We start from the raw sequence: 15872 nt of genomic DNA on the forward strand, positions 1-15872 counted from the left end.
TTGGCGGTGTTCGTTTTTGTCCTGCTCTAGACGAATCAACGAGTTAAAACCTTTAAGACATTGAAAACCTGGAGAGCCAGAAGAATGACCAAGATTGCCAACATCAAAGCCCGTGAGGTTCTGGATTCACGCGGTAACCCGACCGTAGAAGCGGATGTGACTCTGGAAGACGGAACGCTGGGTCGTGCCTGTGCGCCATCAGGTGCTTCCACCGGCTCCCGCGAAGCGCTGGAACTGCGTGACGGTGATGCGTCCCGCTACCTTGGCAAAGGTGTTCGCAAGGCCGTTGGGGCGGTGAATGGCAAGATCCGTGAGGCACTTGTCGGGAAAGATGCCGCCGATCAGGGTGGTCTGGATAACACCATGCTGGACCTGGACGGTACCGAGAATAAAGGCAACCTCGGCGCCAACGCGATTCTTGCAGTGTCCCTGGCGGCCGCCAAGGCAGCGGCGATTTCTCTGGGCAAGCCGCTTTATGAGCACATTGCCGATATCAACGGGACCTCTGGCAAGTTCTCCATGCCGGTGCCGATGATGAACATCCTCAATGGCGGTGAGCACGCGGACAATAACGTCGATATTCAGGAGTTCATGGTTCAGCCGGTGGCGGCCAAGAGCTTCGGTGAGGCCCTGCGTATCGGCGCCGAAATCTTCCACAGCCTGAAGAAAGTGCTGAAAGCCCAGGGCCTGAACACCGCGGTCGGTGACGAGGGTGGTTTTGCACCCAACCTGCCGTCGAACGAAGCGGCGCTGGCGGTCATTCAGGAAGCGGTCGAGAAGGCCGGGTACAAGCTGGGTTCCGACGTCACCCTGGCGCTGGACTGCGCGTCTTCCGAGTTCTACAAGGACGGCCAGTATCAGCTGTCTGGTGAGGGCAAGAGCTTTGATTCCGAAGGCTTCGCCGATTACCTGGCAGGCCTGTGCGAGCGCTATCCGATTGTGTCCATCGAAGACGGCATGGACGAGAGCGACTGGGACGGCTGGAAGATTCTCACTGACAAGCTGGGCAGCAAGGTTCAGTTAGTCGGAGACGACCTGTTCGTCACCAATACCCGAATCCTCAAGCAGGGTATCGACAAGGGCGTGGGCAACTCCATCCTGATCAAGTTCAACCAGATCGGCAGCCTCAGCGAGACCCTCGACGCCATCAAGATGGCTCAGGACGCGGGCTTCACTGCGGTCATCTCTCACCGTTCCGGTGAAACCGAAGACACCACCATCGCCGATCTGGCGGTAGCGACTTGCGCAGGCCAGATCAAGACCGGCTCCCTGTGTCGCTCCGATCGTGTCGCCAAGTACAACCAGTTGCTGCGTATCGAAGAAGCGCTGGACGGCAAGGCGCCCTACCGTGGTCTGAGTGAAATCAAAGGGCAGGGCTGAGGCCTTACCCGCACATTTTTTACCTGTGTGAGCGTCAACCCCAGGTAACAAAATGTTAAGGCCATCGTGTTCTGAATGAAGTTTCAGTCACGATGGCCTTTTTACACAACCATTTAGAAGAATTTGTTGTTAATCTACTTTAGCGTCTATACTCACCATCCGGTGTTGGTTTTTTGTTCGGGTTTGATAAACGGAATTAGCAATGAAGTTGCTCTGGTCCATTATGGCTGTCTTGATACTCCTGCTGCAGGTCCGCCTGTGGATCGGGGAGGGCAGCTTCGCGCAGGTTTGGGCACTGGAGCAGTCTATTGCCGAGCAACGGGAAGAGAACGAGGAATTGTCTGTTCGCAATGAGCGTCTTTATGCGGAAGTGCGTAACCTGCGCAACGAGCAGGGCGCCGTCGAAGAGCGCGCCAGAATGAACCTGGGCCTGATCCGTGATGACGAAACGTTCTTCCTGGTCGTGGAAAACTGATCAGTTGCCATGACGCACCCCCGCTTCTGGTTGATTGTACCGGCCGCTGGCATAGGCCAACGCATGCAGTCCGAGTGCCCGAAGCAATACCTCAGAATTGATCAACGCTTCATCCTCGATATTACCTTGTCCCGCACCTTCGACGCGGCACCTTTTGCCGGGTGTGTGGTCGCGCTCCACCCTGACGATCGCTGGTGGCCATCGACGGAAGCCAGCAAGAATCCCTGTGTTCAATCCTGCCCGGGTGGCTCCGAGCGTGCCGACTCGGTGCTGGCAGCGCTTTCGGCGCTGGCAGGGCAGGCGGCGGATGACGACTGGATACTGGTTCATGACGCGGCGCGCCCGTGCTTGCACCGGGATGACCTTGCCCGGTTGATGGCGGGTCTTCGCGATCACCGTGTGGGCGGTCTGCTGGCGGCGCGGGTGGCGGATACCATCAAGCGCAGCAATGACTCCCACCCACCGCAGGTTCTGGAAACCGTTGATCGCAGCAATCTGTGGCGCGCCCTGACCCCTCAGATGTTCCGCTACTCGACGCTGGTTGCGGCACTCGAGCATGCCCTGCAAGCCGGACACCCGATCACGGATGAATCCTCAGCTGTCGAGTTTTCAGGTAACATACCGGAATTGGTAGAGGGTCGGCCGGACAACATCAAGATTACGGTCCCGGCGGATCTTGCCCTGGCGAGCTTCATTCTCAGCCAGTTCTGAAACACCTGCATTTTCCGGGAAGTTCACTTATGCGTATTGGTCAGGGCTTTGATGTCCACGCCTTCTGTGACGGCGATTTTGTTACCCTCGGCGGCGTGCGTATCCCGCATCACCAGGGGCTGAAAGCGCACTCTGATGGTGATGTGCTTTTGCATGCGCTGGCCGACGCCTTGCTGGGTGCGGTCGCACTCGGCGATATCGGCCACCTGTTTCCGGACACCAGCGACGAGTGGGCAGGCGCCGACAGTCGTGATCTGCTCCGGCGCGTGGTGGCCAGAGTGCGCGAGGAAGGTTACAGCGTGGTGAATGTAGACACCACGGTCATTGCCCAGGCACCCAGAATGGCTCCTCATGCGGAAGCGATGCGTTTGAACATTGCCGAAGATCTTGGCATTCCCGCCAGTCGTGTCAGTGTGAAAGCGACCACGACAGAAAAGCTGGGCTTTACCGGCCGCAGTGAGGGTATTGCAAGCCAGGCAATCTGCCTGCTGGAAGCGGTGACCTCGTGAGCACTCCATCCGATAACCTGGCGGGCTGGCGGCTGGACTGGCCAACGTCGCGTGGAACACGGATCGCCTCCGCCTTGCTCAAAAGCGCGCCGGCGGACTTTCGGGTGGTTGAAGATCTTGGTATGACCGGATTTCCCGAGGGGGGCAATCCGGAGCGGCAAGAGGCCGGTGGCGAACACCTTTGTGTGTTTCTCGAGAAGACCGGTGACAACACCGAATACGTGGCTCGGCAACTGGCTCTGTTGTCGGGTTGTCGTCATTTCGACGTGGGATTCTGCGGGCTCAAGGACCGGCATGCGGTGACCCGTCAATGGTTCAGCCTTTACCGCCCGGGGCTGGAAGCTGAGGACGAGGAGTTCATCGGCCAGGTTAGCGAGCGATGGCAGGTAGTTGCCAGCAACCGCTTCGTGCGCAAGTTGCGCCGGGGTGACCACCGGGGCAACCGTTTCGGAATCACCCTGCGTGATGTTCGTGGTGACCGCGCCGCTATTGATGAAGCGTTGTCGACACTGGCCAACTTTGGTGCTCCGAATTATTTCGGCCCCCAGCGGTTCGGTCATGACGGTGCCAACCTCGATCGGGCGCTGACCGTGGACCCGACCAGGCTCAATCGGTCCGGCCGCAAAGGCGGGAAAAAAGGCAGCCGCGGTCGCAAGGGCTCTGGCAGTCAGGACAGTAAAAACGTATTGTACTTTTCTGCTGCCCGGTCGTGGCTGTTCAATGAAGTGCTGGCCAGCCGCGTTGCCGACGGCAACTGGCGCCAGGCGATGGACGGCGAACCCGGTTCCGATGCAGACCGGGCAACCGGTCCTCTCTGGGGGGACGGTGGAACCGCAGCGGTCGCCGGCCAGGGCGCGTTGGAACGGGACATCGTGTCCCGGACACCGGGGCTTGAGGCCCTGTTTTCGGTGACCCGGATGAAGCCCGAGCGTCGGCCCCTGATTGCGCTGCCGCAGGCGTTGCAGTGGCAATGGTTGCAGGAAGGCGTGCTGGAAATCGGCTTTTGGCTGGCGCCCGGGCAATACGCCACGACCGTACTGGCGGACGTATTCGAATTACGAGACGGGGCATCAGACCCCGCATAGAAAAATATCCGGGCGGGTAATCTGTAGCCAGATGCGATGACCCGGAGTGCAAAGGCTAGCGGAGAAAATTGTGCGCATACTGTTATCCAACGATGACGGTGTTCATTCACCGGGTCTTCAGGCGTTGTATGAGGGCCTGGCGGGTATTGGTGAGCTGGAAGTTGTTGCCCCGGACCGGGATCACAGCGGCGCCAGTAATGCCCTGACCCTGAGCCGACCGCTCACGGTTGAAGAACACCCGAACGGGTTCCGGTCGGTAGACGGAACACCCACGGACTGTGTCCACCTGGCGGTGAATGGCCTTTTCAGCCAACCGTTCGACCGGGTTGTGTCGGGTATCAACACCCACGCGAATCTCGGTGACGACATCATCTACTCTGGAACCGTCGCCGCTGCCACCGAGGGCCGAAATCTGGGGTTGCCGGCGATTGCGGTGTCTTTGGTCAATGAAGGGCACTTCCATTACGCAACCGCGGCCCGTGTGGTACGGATGCTCCTGGAGGGGAAAAAGCCGTTGGCACTGGGTCCACGCTGCATCCTGAACGTCAACGTACCGGATGTGCCCTGGGACAGAATCGCCGGGTTCCGGGTGACCCGCCTGGGTCACCGGGATCGTGCCGAGGGTGCCATCCCCATGACGTGCCCCCGAGGCAAGGAACGCTACTGGATCGGCGCCGCCGGGCAGGGCAGCGATGCCGGTCCGGGTACAGATTTCCATGCGGTGCGTGAAAACTACGTGTCAATCACCCCGGTTCATGTCGACATGACACGCCACGAGGCGCTGTCACCGTTACGAGAGTGGGTCGACGACGTGAACGCCGGGGAGAAATCGTGATGGTTGCAGAGCACCAGGGCATTGGCATGACTTCCCGCCGAACCCGTATGCGTCTGATTCAGCGCTTGCGTGATGCGGGCATAAAAGATGAAAAGGTACTGGCGGTTATGGGAGATATGCCTCGCCACATATTTCTGGATGAGGCACTCTCTCATCGTGCCTATGAGGATACCTCGCTGCCCATCGGCTATAACCAGACACTCTCCCAGCCCTACATTGTTGCCAGGATGACCGAGATTCTGATGCAGCATGAGCCGGCCCGGGTGCTTGAGCTCGGCACCGGCTCCGGCTACCAGACCGCCATCCTGGCGCGCCTCGTGGATCTGGTGTTCAGTGTTGAGCGGATCAAACCCCTGCAGGACCGGGCGCGTGACCGGTTGCGCCAGCTTGAGCTGCGCAACACGCTGCTCAAGCACGCGGATGGTGGCATGGGCTGGCCCGACAAAGGCCCTTTCGACGGTATTATGTTGACCGCAGCGCCCAAGGAAATCCCGCCTGAACTGAAATCACAACTGGCAGACGGCGGCGTCATCGTGGCGCCGGTAGGTGAAACTGATCAGACCCTGGTGAAAATGGTTCGCCGCGGCGACAGCTTCGAGATCACTCGAATAGAAGCCGTGAATTTCGTACCCCTGCTTGGCGGGGTCATACGGTGACCGACCCGCAGCGAGAGCATCGTCTGCCCGCGGTGTTCCTGCGGGGCATGGCCATGGGCGCAGCGGACATCGTGCCCGGAGTCTCCGGTGGCACCATCGCGTTTATCACGGGCATTTATTTCCGCTTGCTAGAGGCTATTAACGCGGTGCCCGGAGCCGTCATCGGCTCGCTCTTCCGCGGTGATCTGAAGGGCTTCTGGCGGCGTTGTGACGGCAATTTCCTGGTGTGCCTGCTGGTGGGCATACTGATGAGCATCGCGACACTGGCCTCGGCCATCAGCTATGCCCTGAACGAGCATCCCATTCTGATCTGGAGTTTCTTTTTCGGGCTGATTGTAGCGTCGGTCTGGCATGTCGGCCGTCAGATCCGGTCTTTCTCCGCCTTTCTGCTGCTTCCGTTGGCCGCCGGAATCGCTTTTGCCTGGGGGGTGACCACCCTGCCGGCCGGTCAGGTCGACCCGTCCGGGCTGGTCTTCTTCGGGGCGGGCGCCCTGGCAATTTGTGCCATGATCCTTCCGGGTATTTCCGGCAGTTTCATTCTCGTCATTATCGGGATGTATGCGCCGGTTCTTGATGCAATCCGTCACCTTGAAGTGGGACTTCTGCTGTTGTTCGCTTCCGGGTGTGTCATTGGCATCCTCTCCATCGCGCGGCTCATCACCTGGGCGTTTCACCACTTTCATGATCCGGTGTTGGCGCTGCTGACCGGTTTCATGATCGGTGCCCTCAACAAAGTCTGGCCCTGGAAGGAAACCCTGAGCTGGCGAACCAACAGTTCCGGAGAGCAGGTCGCGCTGAATGAGGCCAGTGTCAGCCCTGGCTACTATGCCGATATTACCGGTCTTGATCCGCAGCTTATGCTGGCGGTGACCATGGCTGTTGGCGGCTTTGCCCTGGTGTTGCTGGTGGAGTGGATTGGCTCCCGCAACCGCGCCGGGTGAGGGGGTGGTGTTACTTTTCGATCAGTCGTCGTGTGTGAACCGGTAACAGATGTGGCCGCAGAGTAACTTGGCATTGGCTATAAAATGTGCAATATATTAGTGAGTTACTCCAACAACTTTAGAATCTGCCGTATTGTTCATACGGAATTTTCATAACAGGACAGTTCTTATACCTGTGAGATTTTGTTCGCGTGGGTTTCCCCAAGCTGGCTTATCAGCCTGTCTTCGGCTCCTTTCCGGTGCCAGGAACGTCCTGTTGTCTGTCTTCTCTTCTCGCCGCTGTGCTCTGATTCCAATCGTGTTGGTGCTGGTGGCTACGCCATTGTTATTGACCGGCTGCAATACCAGCGCTATTTACCAGGACGACGCCTACAACCCACCGGTCTTCTGGGGGCGCCATGTGGTGAAGCCGGGAGAAACTCTGTACAGCATTGCCTGGCGCTACGGGCGGGACTACCGCGAACTCGGTAGCGCCAATGGTATTGACGCCCCATGGACCCTGAGAGCCGGCCAGGTGCTGCGCCTGGATGTTCGCGGAAAGGTCACCGCCGGAACGCAGACTGGAAGCGTCCGCAAGCCTGCCGCGAAGCCCCCCACACCGACGGTGGCCAAGACGCCACCCAAGCCGCAATCAAAGCCCAGGGTTTCGAAAGCGCCGAATAAACAGTCGCCCATTGGCAATCAGACCCAGACGGTGTCGAGCATAAACTGGCGCTGGCCGCACGTTGGCACCGTAATTGCAGGTTACTCAACCTCCGGTAAAGTCAATAAAGGTGTTGATATTGCTGGAAAACCGGGGGATGCTGTAAAAGCAGCGGCCGGCGGCAACGTGGTATACGCCGGAAGTGGATTGCTTGGTTACGGCAATCTGATTATTGTGAACCATAACGAGCACTATCTGAGTGCTTACGCCCACAACCGCAAGATTCTGGTGCAGGAAGGGGAGGATGTAAAAGCCGGGCAGGTTATCGCAGAGCTCGGAAGCAGCGGTTCGGATCGGCCCAAATTGCATTTTGAAATTCGTAGGAATGGCAATCCGGTAGATCCCATGCATTACCTGCCGCCACGCTGACCGTGAAACGCTAGCCAGCGAAAGGGAAAACCCGGCACTGACAGAAACAGCCGACAGTGAACAACAAAAACAAGGGTTACAGGGGTTGTAACCAGCCAATAGCTAAATGTCCTGAAAAAAGCGAATACAGCAGGCGCTCACAATAATAAGAAGTCGTGAGCGACAAACCAGGATGATAGACAGGCGGGGCAAAAGACATGTCAGCAGAACAAGATGAACTCATCATCGACCGCGTGAGCGATATTGAAGACGCCGAAGAACAGCTTCTGGCGGAAGACAAGGTCGAGAAAGACACTTCTGACACCGAGGTGGCAGAAGTCCAAGAAGGAATTCCGGCCCAGGGCCGTTATTTCACCAGCCAGAAACAACTCGATGCGACTCAGCTTTATCTGAACGAGATTGGTTTCTCTCCACTGCTTACTCCTGAAGAAGAAGTCTACTTTGCCAGACTGGCCCGCAAGGGCGAGGAGTCCGGTCGTAAGCGCATGATCGAGAGTAACCTGCGGCTGGTGGTGAAAATAGCGAGGCGATACGTCAACCGCGGTCTGACGCTGCTGGATCTGATCGAAGAGGGCAACCTCGGTTTGATTCGCGCCGTCGAGAAATTCGATCCCGAACGCGGTTTCCGCTTTTCCACCTACGCGACCTGGTGGATTCGCCAGACCATTGAGCGGGCCATCATGAATCAGACCCGGACGATCCGGTTACCGATTCACGTGGTCAAGGAATTAAATCTTTACCTCCGTGCCGCCCGTGAACTGACCCAGAAGCTGGATCACGAGCCGTCGGCGGAAGAAATTGCCCGCATGGTCGACAAGCCGGTGAACGATGTGAAGCGCATGCTCGGCCTGAACGAGCGGGTGGCATCCATGGACACACCCCTCGGTGCTGGCGGTGAGAAGTCTTTGCTGGACACCGTCGCCGATGAAGGCGCGTCAGACCCCGCCGATCTGCTGCAGGACAACAACATGTGTTCCTGTGTCGAGAAGTGGATTGATCAGCTCAGCGACAAGCAGCAGGAGGTACTCTCTCGCCGGTTCGGTCTGCGGGGTTATCCGGTCAGTACGTTGGAGGAGGTCGGGCAGGAAATCGGTCTGACCCGGGAGCGTGTGCGACAGATTCAGGTTGAGGCGCTGCGTCGCCTGCGGGAGATCCTGGAAAAAGAAGGCTTGTCCGGCACCCTGTTGTTCAAGTAAAGGTTAGCGTTCTGTCATCCTCTAAAGCCGGCCATGGAAAGTGGCCGGCTTTTCTGTTTCAGTGACCCCTCAAATGAGAACCAGGTTAAGCAAAGCCGCGTGCCCCCCTGCTAGAATGGCGTTCCGGGCAGGGAACGGCTGTCGACACCCGGTAGAACAACTAAAAAAATCTCATAAAAACGACTGAAAAGGAAAGGACGATGAAGAAGGCTCTATCAACAGGCTTTGTCTCACTGCTATTGACCGCTGCCCTGGCAGCACCGGCGTCAGCCCTGACGGTGGAAGGTGTCGACGTCCCGGACACCTATCCTGCCATGAACACTGAGCTCAAGCTGAACGGAGCAGGTACCCGTTCAAAATGGTTCATGGACCTCTACGTTGGCGGCCTGTACGTGCCGGAAACCATTGATGACGGCGAAGCGATCATCAATGCGGACGAGCCCCAGGCTATTACCCTGCACATTATCTCAGGGATGATTACCAGCGAGCGCATGACCGAAGCGACCATGGAGGGTTTTGTAAGCTCGACCGACGGCGATCTTTCGGCCATTCAGAGCGATGTGGACCAGTTCCTGTCGGTCTTCGAGGAAGAGATCAAGGAAGGGGATGTGTTCGATCTGGTTTACCTGCCGACAGAGGGCGTACGGGTCCTGAAAAATGGCGAGGTTCGTGATACCGTCGGGGATCTGCAATTCAAAAAAGCGCTGTTTGGTATCTGGCTGTCTGACAAGCCGGCGCAGAAAGATCTGAAAGAGAAAATGCTGGGTCAGCGATAGTCTCAGAGCGTGTATTGCTGCCGGGCACCCTGCTGTACCCGGCAGCAGCGGACGTTTACAGGTAGTCCCGCTTCTGTTTGAACTCGCAAAGATCCTCGATGATGCAGGCGCCACATTTCGGTTTTCTCGCGGTGCAGGTGTAGCGTCCGTGCAGGATCAGCCAGTGATGGGCGTCCAGAAGAAACTCTCCGGGCACCAGCCTCACCAGACGTTTTTCCACCTCTAGCACATTCTTGCCCGGTGCGATGCCGGTCCGGTTTGACACCCGGAAGATGTGGGTGTCCACCGCCATCGCGGGTTGACCAAAGGCGGTATTCAGCACCACATTGGCGGTTTTGCGACCCACACCGGGGAGTGCTTCGAGGGCTTCCCGTTGATCAGGCACCTCGCCACCGTGCTGTTCCAGAAGAATCCGGCAGGTTTTAATCACGTTCTCGGCTTTGCTGTTGAACAGTCCGATGGTTTTGACGTACGCCTTCAGCCCGTCCACCCCCAGCGCCAGGATGGCTGCCGGGGTATTGGCAACCGGATAGAGTTTGTCCGTCGCCTTATTGACGCCAACGTCCGTCGCCTGGGCAGACAGAATGACGGCAATCAGTAATTCGAAGGGTGTCGAGTAATTCAGTTCCGTGGTCGGATTCGGATTATCGGCCCGTAGCCGGGTGAAAATCTCGGTGCGCTTTTCCCGGTTCATATCAGGATACCTGCCCGGTCACGCGAACGCGCTTGCTGCCGGAAACTACCGGCTCGGCCACCCTGGCTTTGCGCCTTTTTTCCGCTCGGTTATCAATGCTGTTTTTCAGGGCAATCAACAGCCCGAGTCCCACAAAAGCACCCGGTGGCAGAACCATGAACAGCACATCCGGATAGCTGTCCAGCGGCCGGAAGCCCCAATCTGCGGCCACAGGGCCGAGCAGAAGATCCATATCTGTGAACAGCGTGCCCTGACCGATCAGTTCGCGCAATCCGCCAAGGACCACCAGCACCGCAAGAAATCCGAGGCCCATCATGATGCCGTCAAGCAGGGCGGGGATCGGGCCGTTCTTCGAGGCAAAGGCGTCGGCGCGGCCCAGAATGGCGCAGTTGGTCACGATCAATGGAATGAAAATGCCGAGGATCTGGTAAAGCTCGTAGGTGAAAGCCTGCATCAACAGCTCGGCACAGGTCACGAAGGAGGCGATGATCATCACGAAAGCGGGCAACCGCACTGACTCGCTTACGAAGTGACGAATCAGTGAGACCGCCAGATTCGAGCCCATCAGCACCAGCAGTGTGGCCAGTCCCAGGCCGATGGCGTTCACTACTGTGCTGGTGACCGCCAGCAGGGGGCATAGTCCCAGTACCTGAACGAGGGCTGGGTTGTTGGTCCACAAGCCCTCACGAATGATCTCAGCGTTGGTTTTGGTTGCCATAATCAGGATTGCTCCAGGTCACGCGGTTGGCCGGCAATGGCTTCCGGACTGGTCGGGTCGGCCTTGATGTCTGGCGCCTCGTTGAGTATCCCGCGAATCTCGGCGCGGTTCTGGCGAAAATAGACGAGGGTTTTCTGAACCGCTTTCACCACCGCTCTCGGCGTGATGGTGGCGCCGGTAAACTGGTCGAAAACACCGCCGTTTTTCTTCACGTTCCAGCGATCAGGACGGGGGTCGCCGAGAGAGCGGCCATTGAAGGACAGAATCCAGTCCGATTTCTTGCTTTCAATACGATCGCCAAGCCCCGGGGTTTCGCGATGACTGGTCACGCGCACCCCCAGCACCCGGCCGTCGGTATCAATGCCGACCAACAGGCGGATGTCGCCGGAATAGCCGTCGGGGGCTACCGCGGGCAGAATCAGGCCCACCGTGCGGCCGCCTTCGCGGGCAATCCAGGCCGTGATGGGGCCATTCAGCGCCAGGCGGTCACTGGCCGGCAATTCGACCCTATCCCGCAGCATATCGTTGTCATGGCGGCTTTCGGGAATGATCTCGAACAACGCTCTGGCTTCGGCGCGGGCTGACTGGTCCGCGATACGTTCTGCCGTCATCACCTGAGTGATCGCAATGGTGCCACCGGTAATGATGGCAAACAGGCCCAGGCCAATGGCGCTTCGACGAACAGACTGTGCAATGGCGGTCATGGCTTACCCCTGTGTCCGGCCAGGAACGCCCCGGCGGGCCTTGTGGTGGCCATAGGTGCGCGGCGGCGTGTAATGGTCAATGAAGGGCACGGCAAAGTTCATCAGCAGCACGCTGAAAGCAACCGCGTCGGGGTAATTGCCCCAGGTGCGGATCACGTAAATCAGCGCGCCGATGCCGGCTCCGTAGATCAGTTTGCCCTGGTGGCTGGTGGCTGCCGACACCGGATCCGTGGCGATGAAAAACGCCCCGAGCATGGTGCCACCGGCCAGCATGTGCAGGCCAAACGGTGCGTATTGATCCGGGTTGCTGCCAAAGGCCAGACTCATCACGGCAATACCTGCCAGCATACTGACCGGGATGTGCCAGGTGATGATCTTTAGCGCGATCAGCACCAGGCCGCCGAGCAGGAACGCGCCATTGACCCATTCCCAGCCACGGGCCACGCCGTCGCCAAAGGTCGGATGCTGAAGCACTTCTGCCGCCGTGTAGCTGGCAATTTTGTGTTTGTACTCATCCAGCGGTGTGGCCATCGTGAAGGCGTCAACCGCGGTTTGCTGACCAGAGGCGATGATCCCGAGGGTTTCGCCAAACCTGGGAGCGGCCTCCCAGAGCAGCGCGGCCTCAGCCCAGTTGGTGGTCATCGCGACGGGGAACGAGATCAGTACCAGGGCATAGCCCACCATGGCGGGGTTGAACGGATTCGAGCCCAATCCGCCATAAAGCTGCTTGGCCATGACAATGGCGGAGATCACCGCAATGGCGGATACCCAGAATGGCACAAACTGGGGCAGGGACAGGCCAAGCAACAAACCGGTGACCGCCGCGGTGTTGTCTTTCAGAAAAAACGCCAGCGGCTTGCCTCGCACCGCCAGCATGGCAGCTTCTGCACCGAGAGCCACCAGAATGCACCAGACCACATTGATCAGGTTGCCCCACCCAAAGAACAGGGTCTGCGCCAACAGGCCTGGCAGAGCCGCCAGAATTACCCACAGCATCACCCAGGAGGTAGGCCGAGCGTTGCGGGCATGGGGAGAGGACTGCTGTACTAATGCCATGTATGGAAAGCCCTGATGTCCGTTAGTCGGTGGATTGGGTTTCTGAAATTGTCCGTGCAGAGCCATCTGCCAAGGCCTGTTCCGCCCGCTTCACCCGTTCATGATTCTTTGCCACCGCCCGTTCGAGTTTGTCGACGTTGTCTGCCTGCTGGGCTTTGGCGTCGTCCAGCATGGACTGCATGGTGTCCAGTTTGGATCTGGCCTGGGCCAGCTGTTTTTCCAGCTCCGCCCTATCCGGCCTTTCTGCGGGCGTTGGGGCCGTGGCGGTTGCCGAGTCTGCGGAGGTGTCCGCAGCGGCCGGTGCCGCCCCCCCGGATTTCGCTTTCTTGCGAGCCAGAGCTTCCTGGACCAGCGCCGCCTTGGCGGACCGTTCGTCCGTTGCTCCGTTGTCCGCAGCGGCTTTCTCGGCTTCCACTTTTTTACGGGCCTGAGCTTCGGCAGCCGCTTTGGCACGCTCCTGGCGGCGCAGCTCTTTTTCCTGTTGTTCCCGCTCAAGGCGGGCCTGGCGCGCTTCGAAACGCTCCCGGGCACGGTCGGCCTTGAGCTGCTCCGCCTGCTGCACGCGGATCTCGCCTTTGGCAGAACGGTAGTACTGTACCAGCGGGATCGAGCTGGGGCAGACGTAGGAACAGGCCCCGCATTCGATGCAGTCAAAAAGGTTCAGGTGCTCGGCCTTCTCGAACTCGCCCGCTTTCGAGTACCAGAACAGCTGCTGCGGCAGCAGTTCCATGGGGCAGACTTCGGCACATTGGCCGCAGCGGATGCAGGGCTGTTCCGGCGCTGGATCCGGCAGCTCCCGGGCGCTTGCCGCAATCACACAGTTGCTGGTTTTGACGACCGGCACTTCGGGTGTGTTAAGGGTGTACCCCATCATCGGCCCACCGAGTACCAGCCGGTGTAACCGGCTCTCCTGAAGACCGGCTTCGGTCAGCAGGTTGCGGATGGGGGTGCCAATCAGTGCATCAAAGTTACCGGGCTCCGACACCGCTTCTCCGGTGATGGTGACGACGCGACTGGTCAGCGGCTCGCCCTTGAGTACGGCCCTGCCGACGGCAATGGCGGTGCCGACGTTCTGACACATCACGCCAATGTCGGCGGGAATGCCGCCACTGGGCACTTCCATGCCGGTCAGAATACGGATCAGCTGTTTTTCACCGCCTGAGGGGTACTTGGTGGGAACCACCACCACTTCGATCTGGGTGCCCTCTGCCGCCCTGGTCATCGCGGCGAAGGCTTCGGGCTTGTTGTCCTCGATGGCCACCACACAGCGCTCCGGGCGCAGAATCCAGGCCATGATCTTGAGACCGTCGACAATCTCGTCGGCACGCTCGCGCATGCTGGTGTCGTCGGCGGTAATGTAGGGCTCGCATTCCGCGCCATTGAGAATCAGCGTGCTGACTTTCCGGTCGCGGGGCGGGCGCAGTTTGATATTGGTGGGAAAGCCTGCGCCGCCCATGCCGGAAATGCCAGCATCGCGTATGGACGCCAGTACCGCTTCACGCTCGAGCTTGCGATAGTCGGGAGCCGGATGACGCTTGCACCAGCGGTCTTCGCCGTCTGGAACGAGGGTGAGGCACCAGTCTTCCATACCGGAGGGATGGGGAACCGGCAGGCGGGCAATGTGTTCGACGGTACCGGAGGTGGGCGCGTGAATGGGTACGCCCATGCCGTCCGATACCTCGGCAATTTTCTCACCTTTCAATACGTGCTGACCCGGTTCCACGATGGCTTCGGCGGGCACCCCGATATGCTGCTGTAGCGGAATCGACAAGCGTTCCGGCAGGGCGGCGCGGCGGATGGCACGGGCTGTGGACTGATGCTTGTTCTCGGCCGGATGGATGCCACCGGCGAAATCCCAGAGCTGTGTCATCAGGCGCTGGCCCCCTGGCGGTCGGTGGTGATGATACTGCTTTCCGGCGGATGCCAGGTCCAGGTGCGAATGCTGGGTTCCACGGTAATCATGTCGATGCAATCCACCGGGCAGGGTTCCACGCACAGGTCGCAGCCGGTGCACTCACTTTCGATCACGGTGTGCATGTGTTTAGCGGAGCCAAGGATGGCATCCACCGGGCAGGCCTGGATGCACTTGGTGCAGCCAATACACTCGTCTTCCCGGATCACTGCAACCCGTTTAGCCTGCTCCACACCGTGCTCTGCATCCAGTGGCTCAGGCTCCACGTCCAGCAAGTCGGCGAGGGCTTTGATGGTGCCTTCACCGCCGGGCGGGCATTTGTTGATAGGGCCACCGTCGGCAATGGATTCGGCGTAGGGCCGGCAGCCGGGAAAGCCGCACTGGCCACACTGGGTCTGGGGCAGCAGGGAATCAATCTCTTCCACCAGCGGATTACCCTCAACCCGGAAGCGTTCGGCCGCGTAGCCGAGCAGGCCACCGAATACCACCGCCAGCGCCAGCAACACCACAACGGCAACCAGAATGCTTGTCCACATAAACCGTTACTCCTGAACCTTCATGCCGTCACACGCCCACCAGGCCGGTGAAGCCCAGAAACGCCAGTGACATCAGCCCGGCGGTTACCATCCCAATGGCAGCACCGCGGAATGCGACGGGCACATCGGCAACGGCAATACGCTCACGCATTGCGGCAAACAGCACCAACACCAGCGAGAAACCGGCGGCGGCACCGAAACCATAGAGCACCGACTCCACAAAGTTGTTGTTCTTGTTAAGGTTGAGCAAGGCCACGCCGAGTACGGCGCAATTGGTGGTGATCAGCGGCAGGAAGATACCGAGCACCCGATAGAGCAGCGGGCTGGTCTTGCGCACCACCATTTCGGTGAACTGCACCACCACCGCGATCACCAGAATGAAGGTGATGGTTTTCAGAAAGGCCAGATCCAGCGGCGCCAGCAGGTAGGTGTAGGCCAGATAACTGCATACCGACGCCAGCGTGAGTACAAATGTGGTTGCCAGAGACATGCCCATGGCCGTCTCCAGTTTGCCGGACACGCCCATGAACGGGCACAGCCCGAGGAACTGAACCAGCACAAAGTTGTTCACCAGAATGGTGCTGACCAGAATCAGCAAATACTCGGTCATTCGCCT

Annotated in this window: 18 protein-coding genes; 11 read left to right on the forward strand and 7 right to left on the reverse strand. The window is 59.1% G+C overall.

The window, feature by feature from the left end:
• Nucleotides 1–84: 84 nt before the first annotated feature.
• From eno to MLC70_RS12905, 11 genes are all read left to right on the forward strand, one after another.
• A complete protein-coding gene (gene eno / locus MLC70_RS12855; protein ID WP_248184351.1) occupies nucleotides 85–1380 on the forward strand; it encodes a phosphopyruvate hydratase in 1296 nt (431 codons plus the stop codon).
• A 202-nt stretch (nucleotides 1381–1582) separates the two neighbouring features.
• Nucleotides 1583–1855 carry a septum formation initiator family protein gene (locus MLC70_RS12860; RefSeq protein WP_248184354.1) on the forward strand — a complete coding sequence of 91 codons (273 nt, stop codon included), beginning with the start codon at nucleotides 1583–1585 and terminating at the stop codon, nucleotides 1853–1855.
• A 9-nt stretch (nucleotides 1856–1864) separates the two neighbouring features.
• Nucleotides 1865–2566 (forward strand): 2-C-methyl-D-erythritol 4-phosphate cytidylyltransferase, encoded by a 702-nt coding sequence (gene ispD / locus MLC70_RS12865; protein ID WP_248184356.1) that lies wholly within the window; start codon nucleotides 1865–1867, stop codon nucleotides 2564–2566.
• A gap of 29 nt (nucleotides 2567–2595) precedes the next feature.
• Nucleotides 2596–3075: a 2-C-methyl-D-erythritol 2,4-cyclodiphosphate synthase gene (ispF, locus tag MLC70_RS12870; protein ID WP_248184358.1), complete on the forward strand. Its 480-nt coding sequence runs from the start codon at nucleotides 2596–2598 to the stop codon at nucleotides 3073–3075.
• A complete protein-coding gene (gene truD, locus MLC70_RS12875; protein ID WP_248184360.1) occupies nucleotides 3072–4160 on the forward strand; it encodes a tRNA pseudouridine(13) synthase TruD in 1089 nt (362 codons plus the stop codon). The genes ispF and truD overlap by 4 nt, the downstream gene beginning before the upstream one ends.
• Nucleotides 4161–4230: 70 nt before the next feature.
• Nucleotides 4231–4995: a 5'/3'-nucleotidase SurE gene (gene surE, locus MLC70_RS12880; RefSeq protein ID WP_248184363.1), complete on the forward strand. Its 765-nt coding sequence runs from the start codon at nucleotides 4231–4233 to the stop codon at nucleotides 4993–4995.
• Complete coding sequence (locus MLC70_RS12885) at nucleotides 4995–5651, forward strand: protein-L-isoaspartate(D-aspartate) O-methyltransferase (RefSeq protein WP_248184366.1); 657 nt, start codon at nucleotides 4995–4997, stop codon at nucleotides 5649–5651. Before surE ends, MLC70_RS12885 begins: the two co-directional genes overlap by 1 nt.
• Nucleotides 5648–6592, forward strand: coding sequence for a polyprenyl-phosphate transporter (locus MLC70_RS12890; RefSeq protein WP_486626568.1), 945 nt, complete (start codon nucleotides 5648–5650; stop codon nucleotides 6590–6592). The genes MLC70_RS12885 and MLC70_RS12890 overlap by 4 nt, the downstream gene beginning before the upstream one ends.
• Nucleotides 6593–6878: 286 nt before the next feature.
• Nucleotides 6879–7664, forward strand: a complete 786-nt coding sequence (locus MLC70_RS12895) for a peptidoglycan DD-metalloendopeptidase family protein (RefSeq protein ID WP_248184530.1) — start codon at nucleotides 6879–6881, stop codon at nucleotides 7662–7664.
• Nucleotides 7665–7861: 197 nt separating this feature from the next.
• The gene (gene rpoS / locus MLC70_RS12900) at nucleotides 7862–8860 is read left to right on the forward strand and encodes an RNA polymerase sigma factor RpoS (protein ID WP_248184367.1); all 999 of its coding nucleotides are present in this window, start codon (nucleotides 7862–7864) and stop codon (nucleotides 8858–8860) included.
• Between the two features lie 200 nt (nucleotides 8861–9060).
• A complete protein-coding gene (locus MLC70_RS12905) occupies nucleotides 9061–9636 on the forward strand; it encodes a chalcone isomerase family protein (RefSeq protein WP_248184369.1) in 576 nt (191 codons plus the stop codon).
• Between the two features lie 55 nt (nucleotides 9637–9691).
• On the opposite strand, the gene nth is transcribed toward MLC70_RS12905, so the two are convergent.
• Genes nth through rsxA form a run of 7 tightly spaced genes read right to left on the reverse strand, consistent with a single transcriptional unit; the run spans nucleotide 9692 to nucleotide 15866 of the window.
• Nucleotides 9692–10330, reverse strand: coding sequence for an endonuclease III (gene nth / locus MLC70_RS12910; RefSeq protein ID WP_248184372.1), 639 nt, complete (start codon nucleotides 10328–10330; stop codon nucleotides 9692–9694).
• 1 nt (nucleotide 10331) lies between these two features.
• Nucleotides 10332–11048 (reverse strand): electron transport complex subunit E, encoded by a 717-nt coding sequence (locus MLC70_RS12915; protein WP_248184374.1) that lies wholly within the window; start codon nucleotides 11046–11048, stop codon nucleotides 10332–10334.
• 2 nt (nucleotides 11049–11050) lie between these two features.
• Complete coding sequence (rsxG, locus tag MLC70_RS12920) at nucleotides 11051–11752, reverse strand: electron transport complex subunit RsxG (RefSeq protein WP_248184375.1); 702 nt, start codon at nucleotides 11750–11752, stop codon at nucleotides 11051–11053.
• A gap of 3 nt (nucleotides 11753–11755) precedes the next feature.
• Complete coding sequence (gene rsxD, locus MLC70_RS12925; RefSeq protein ID WP_248184377.1) at nucleotides 11756–12808, reverse strand: electron transport complex subunit RsxD; 1053 nt, start codon at nucleotides 12806–12808, stop codon at nucleotides 11756–11758.
• Nucleotides 12809–12830: 22 nt separating this feature from the next.
• The gene (gene rsxC, locus MLC70_RS12930; RefSeq protein ID WP_248184380.1) at nucleotides 12831–14678 is read right to left on the reverse strand and encodes an electron transport complex subunit RsxC; all 1848 of its coding nucleotides are present in this window, start codon (nucleotides 14676–14678) and stop codon (nucleotides 12831–12833) included.
• On the reverse strand, nucleotides 14678–15256 hold the full coding sequence (rsxB, locus tag MLC70_RS12935; RefSeq protein WP_248184382.1) for an electron transport complex subunit RsxB: 579 nt from the start codon (nucleotides 15254–15256) through the stop codon (nucleotides 14678–14680). The genes rsxC and rsxB overlap by 1 nt, the downstream gene beginning before the upstream one ends.
• A 28-nt stretch (nucleotides 15257–15284) precedes the next feature.
• Nucleotides 15285–15866, reverse strand: coding sequence for an electron transport complex subunit RsxA (rsxA, locus tag MLC70_RS12940; protein ID WP_248184383.1), 582 nt, complete (start codon nucleotides 15864–15866; stop codon nucleotides 15285–15287).
• Between the last annotated feature and the right edge of the window lie 6 nt (nucleotides 15867–15872).

This window comes from Marinobacter goseongensis, assembly GCF_023156235.1.
Classification (GTDB): domain Bacteria; phylum Pseudomonadota; class Gammaproteobacteria; order Pseudomonadales; family Oleiphilaceae; genus Marinobacter; species Marinobacter goseongensis.

What these genes read in the sequence shown, in the direction of transcription:
- eno (WP_248184351.1), top strand. Translation starts at nt 85, where the DNA reads ATGACCAAGATTGCCAACATCAAAGCCCGTGAGGTTCTGGATTCACGC.
- MLC70_RS12860 (WP_248184354.1), top strand. Translation starts at nt 1,583, where the DNA reads ATGAAGTTGCTCTGGTCCATTATGGCTGTCTTGATACTCCTGCTGCAG.
- ispD (WP_248184356.1), top strand. Translation starts at nt 1,865, where the DNA reads ATGACGCACCCCCGCTTCTGGTTGATTGTACCGGCCGCTGGCATAGGC.
- ispF (WP_248184358.1), top strand. Translation starts at nt 2,596, where the DNA reads ATGCGTATTGGTCAGGGCTTTGATGTCCACGCCTTCTGTGACGGCGAT.
- MLC70_RS12885 (WP_248184366.1), top strand. Translation starts at nt 4,995, where the DNA reads ATGGTTGCAGAGCACCAGGGCATTGGCATGACTTCCCGCCGAACCCGT.
- rpoS (WP_248184367.1), top strand. Translation starts at nt 7,862, where the DNA reads ATGTCAGCAGAACAAGATGAACTCATCATCGACCGCGTGAGCGATATT.
- MLC70_RS12905 (WP_248184369.1), top strand. Translation starts at nt 9,061, where the DNA reads ATGAAGAAGGCTCTATCAACAGGCTTTGTCTCACTGCTATTGACCGCT.
- nth (WP_248184372.1), bottom strand. Translation starts at nt 10,330, where the DNA reads ATGAACCGGGAAAAGCGCACCGAGATTTTCACCCGGCTACGGGCCGAT.
- MLC70_RS12915 (WP_248184374.1), bottom strand. Translation starts at nt 11,048, where the DNA reads ATGGCAACCAAAACCAACGCTGAGATCATTCGTGAGGGCTTGTGGACC.
- rsxG (WP_248184375.1), bottom strand. Translation starts at nt 11,752, where the DNA reads ATGACCGCCATTGCACAGTCTGTTCGTCGAAGCGCCATTGGCCTGGGC.
- rsxD (WP_248184377.1), bottom strand. Translation starts at nt 12,808, where the DNA reads ATGGCATTAGTACAGCAGTCCTCTCCCCATGCCCGCAACGCTCGGCCT.
- rsxC (WP_248184380.1), bottom strand. Translation starts at nt 14,678, where the DNA reads ATGACACAGCTCTGGGATTTCGCCGGTGGCATCCATCCGGCCGAGAAC.
- rsxB (WP_248184382.1), bottom strand. Translation starts at nt 15,256, where the DNA reads ATGTGGACAAGCATTCTGGTTGCCGTTGTGGTGTTGCTGGCGCTGGCG.
- rsxA (WP_248184383.1), bottom strand. Translation starts at nt 15,866, where the DNA reads ATGACCGAGTATTTGCTGATTCTGGTCAGCACCATTCTGGTGAACAAC.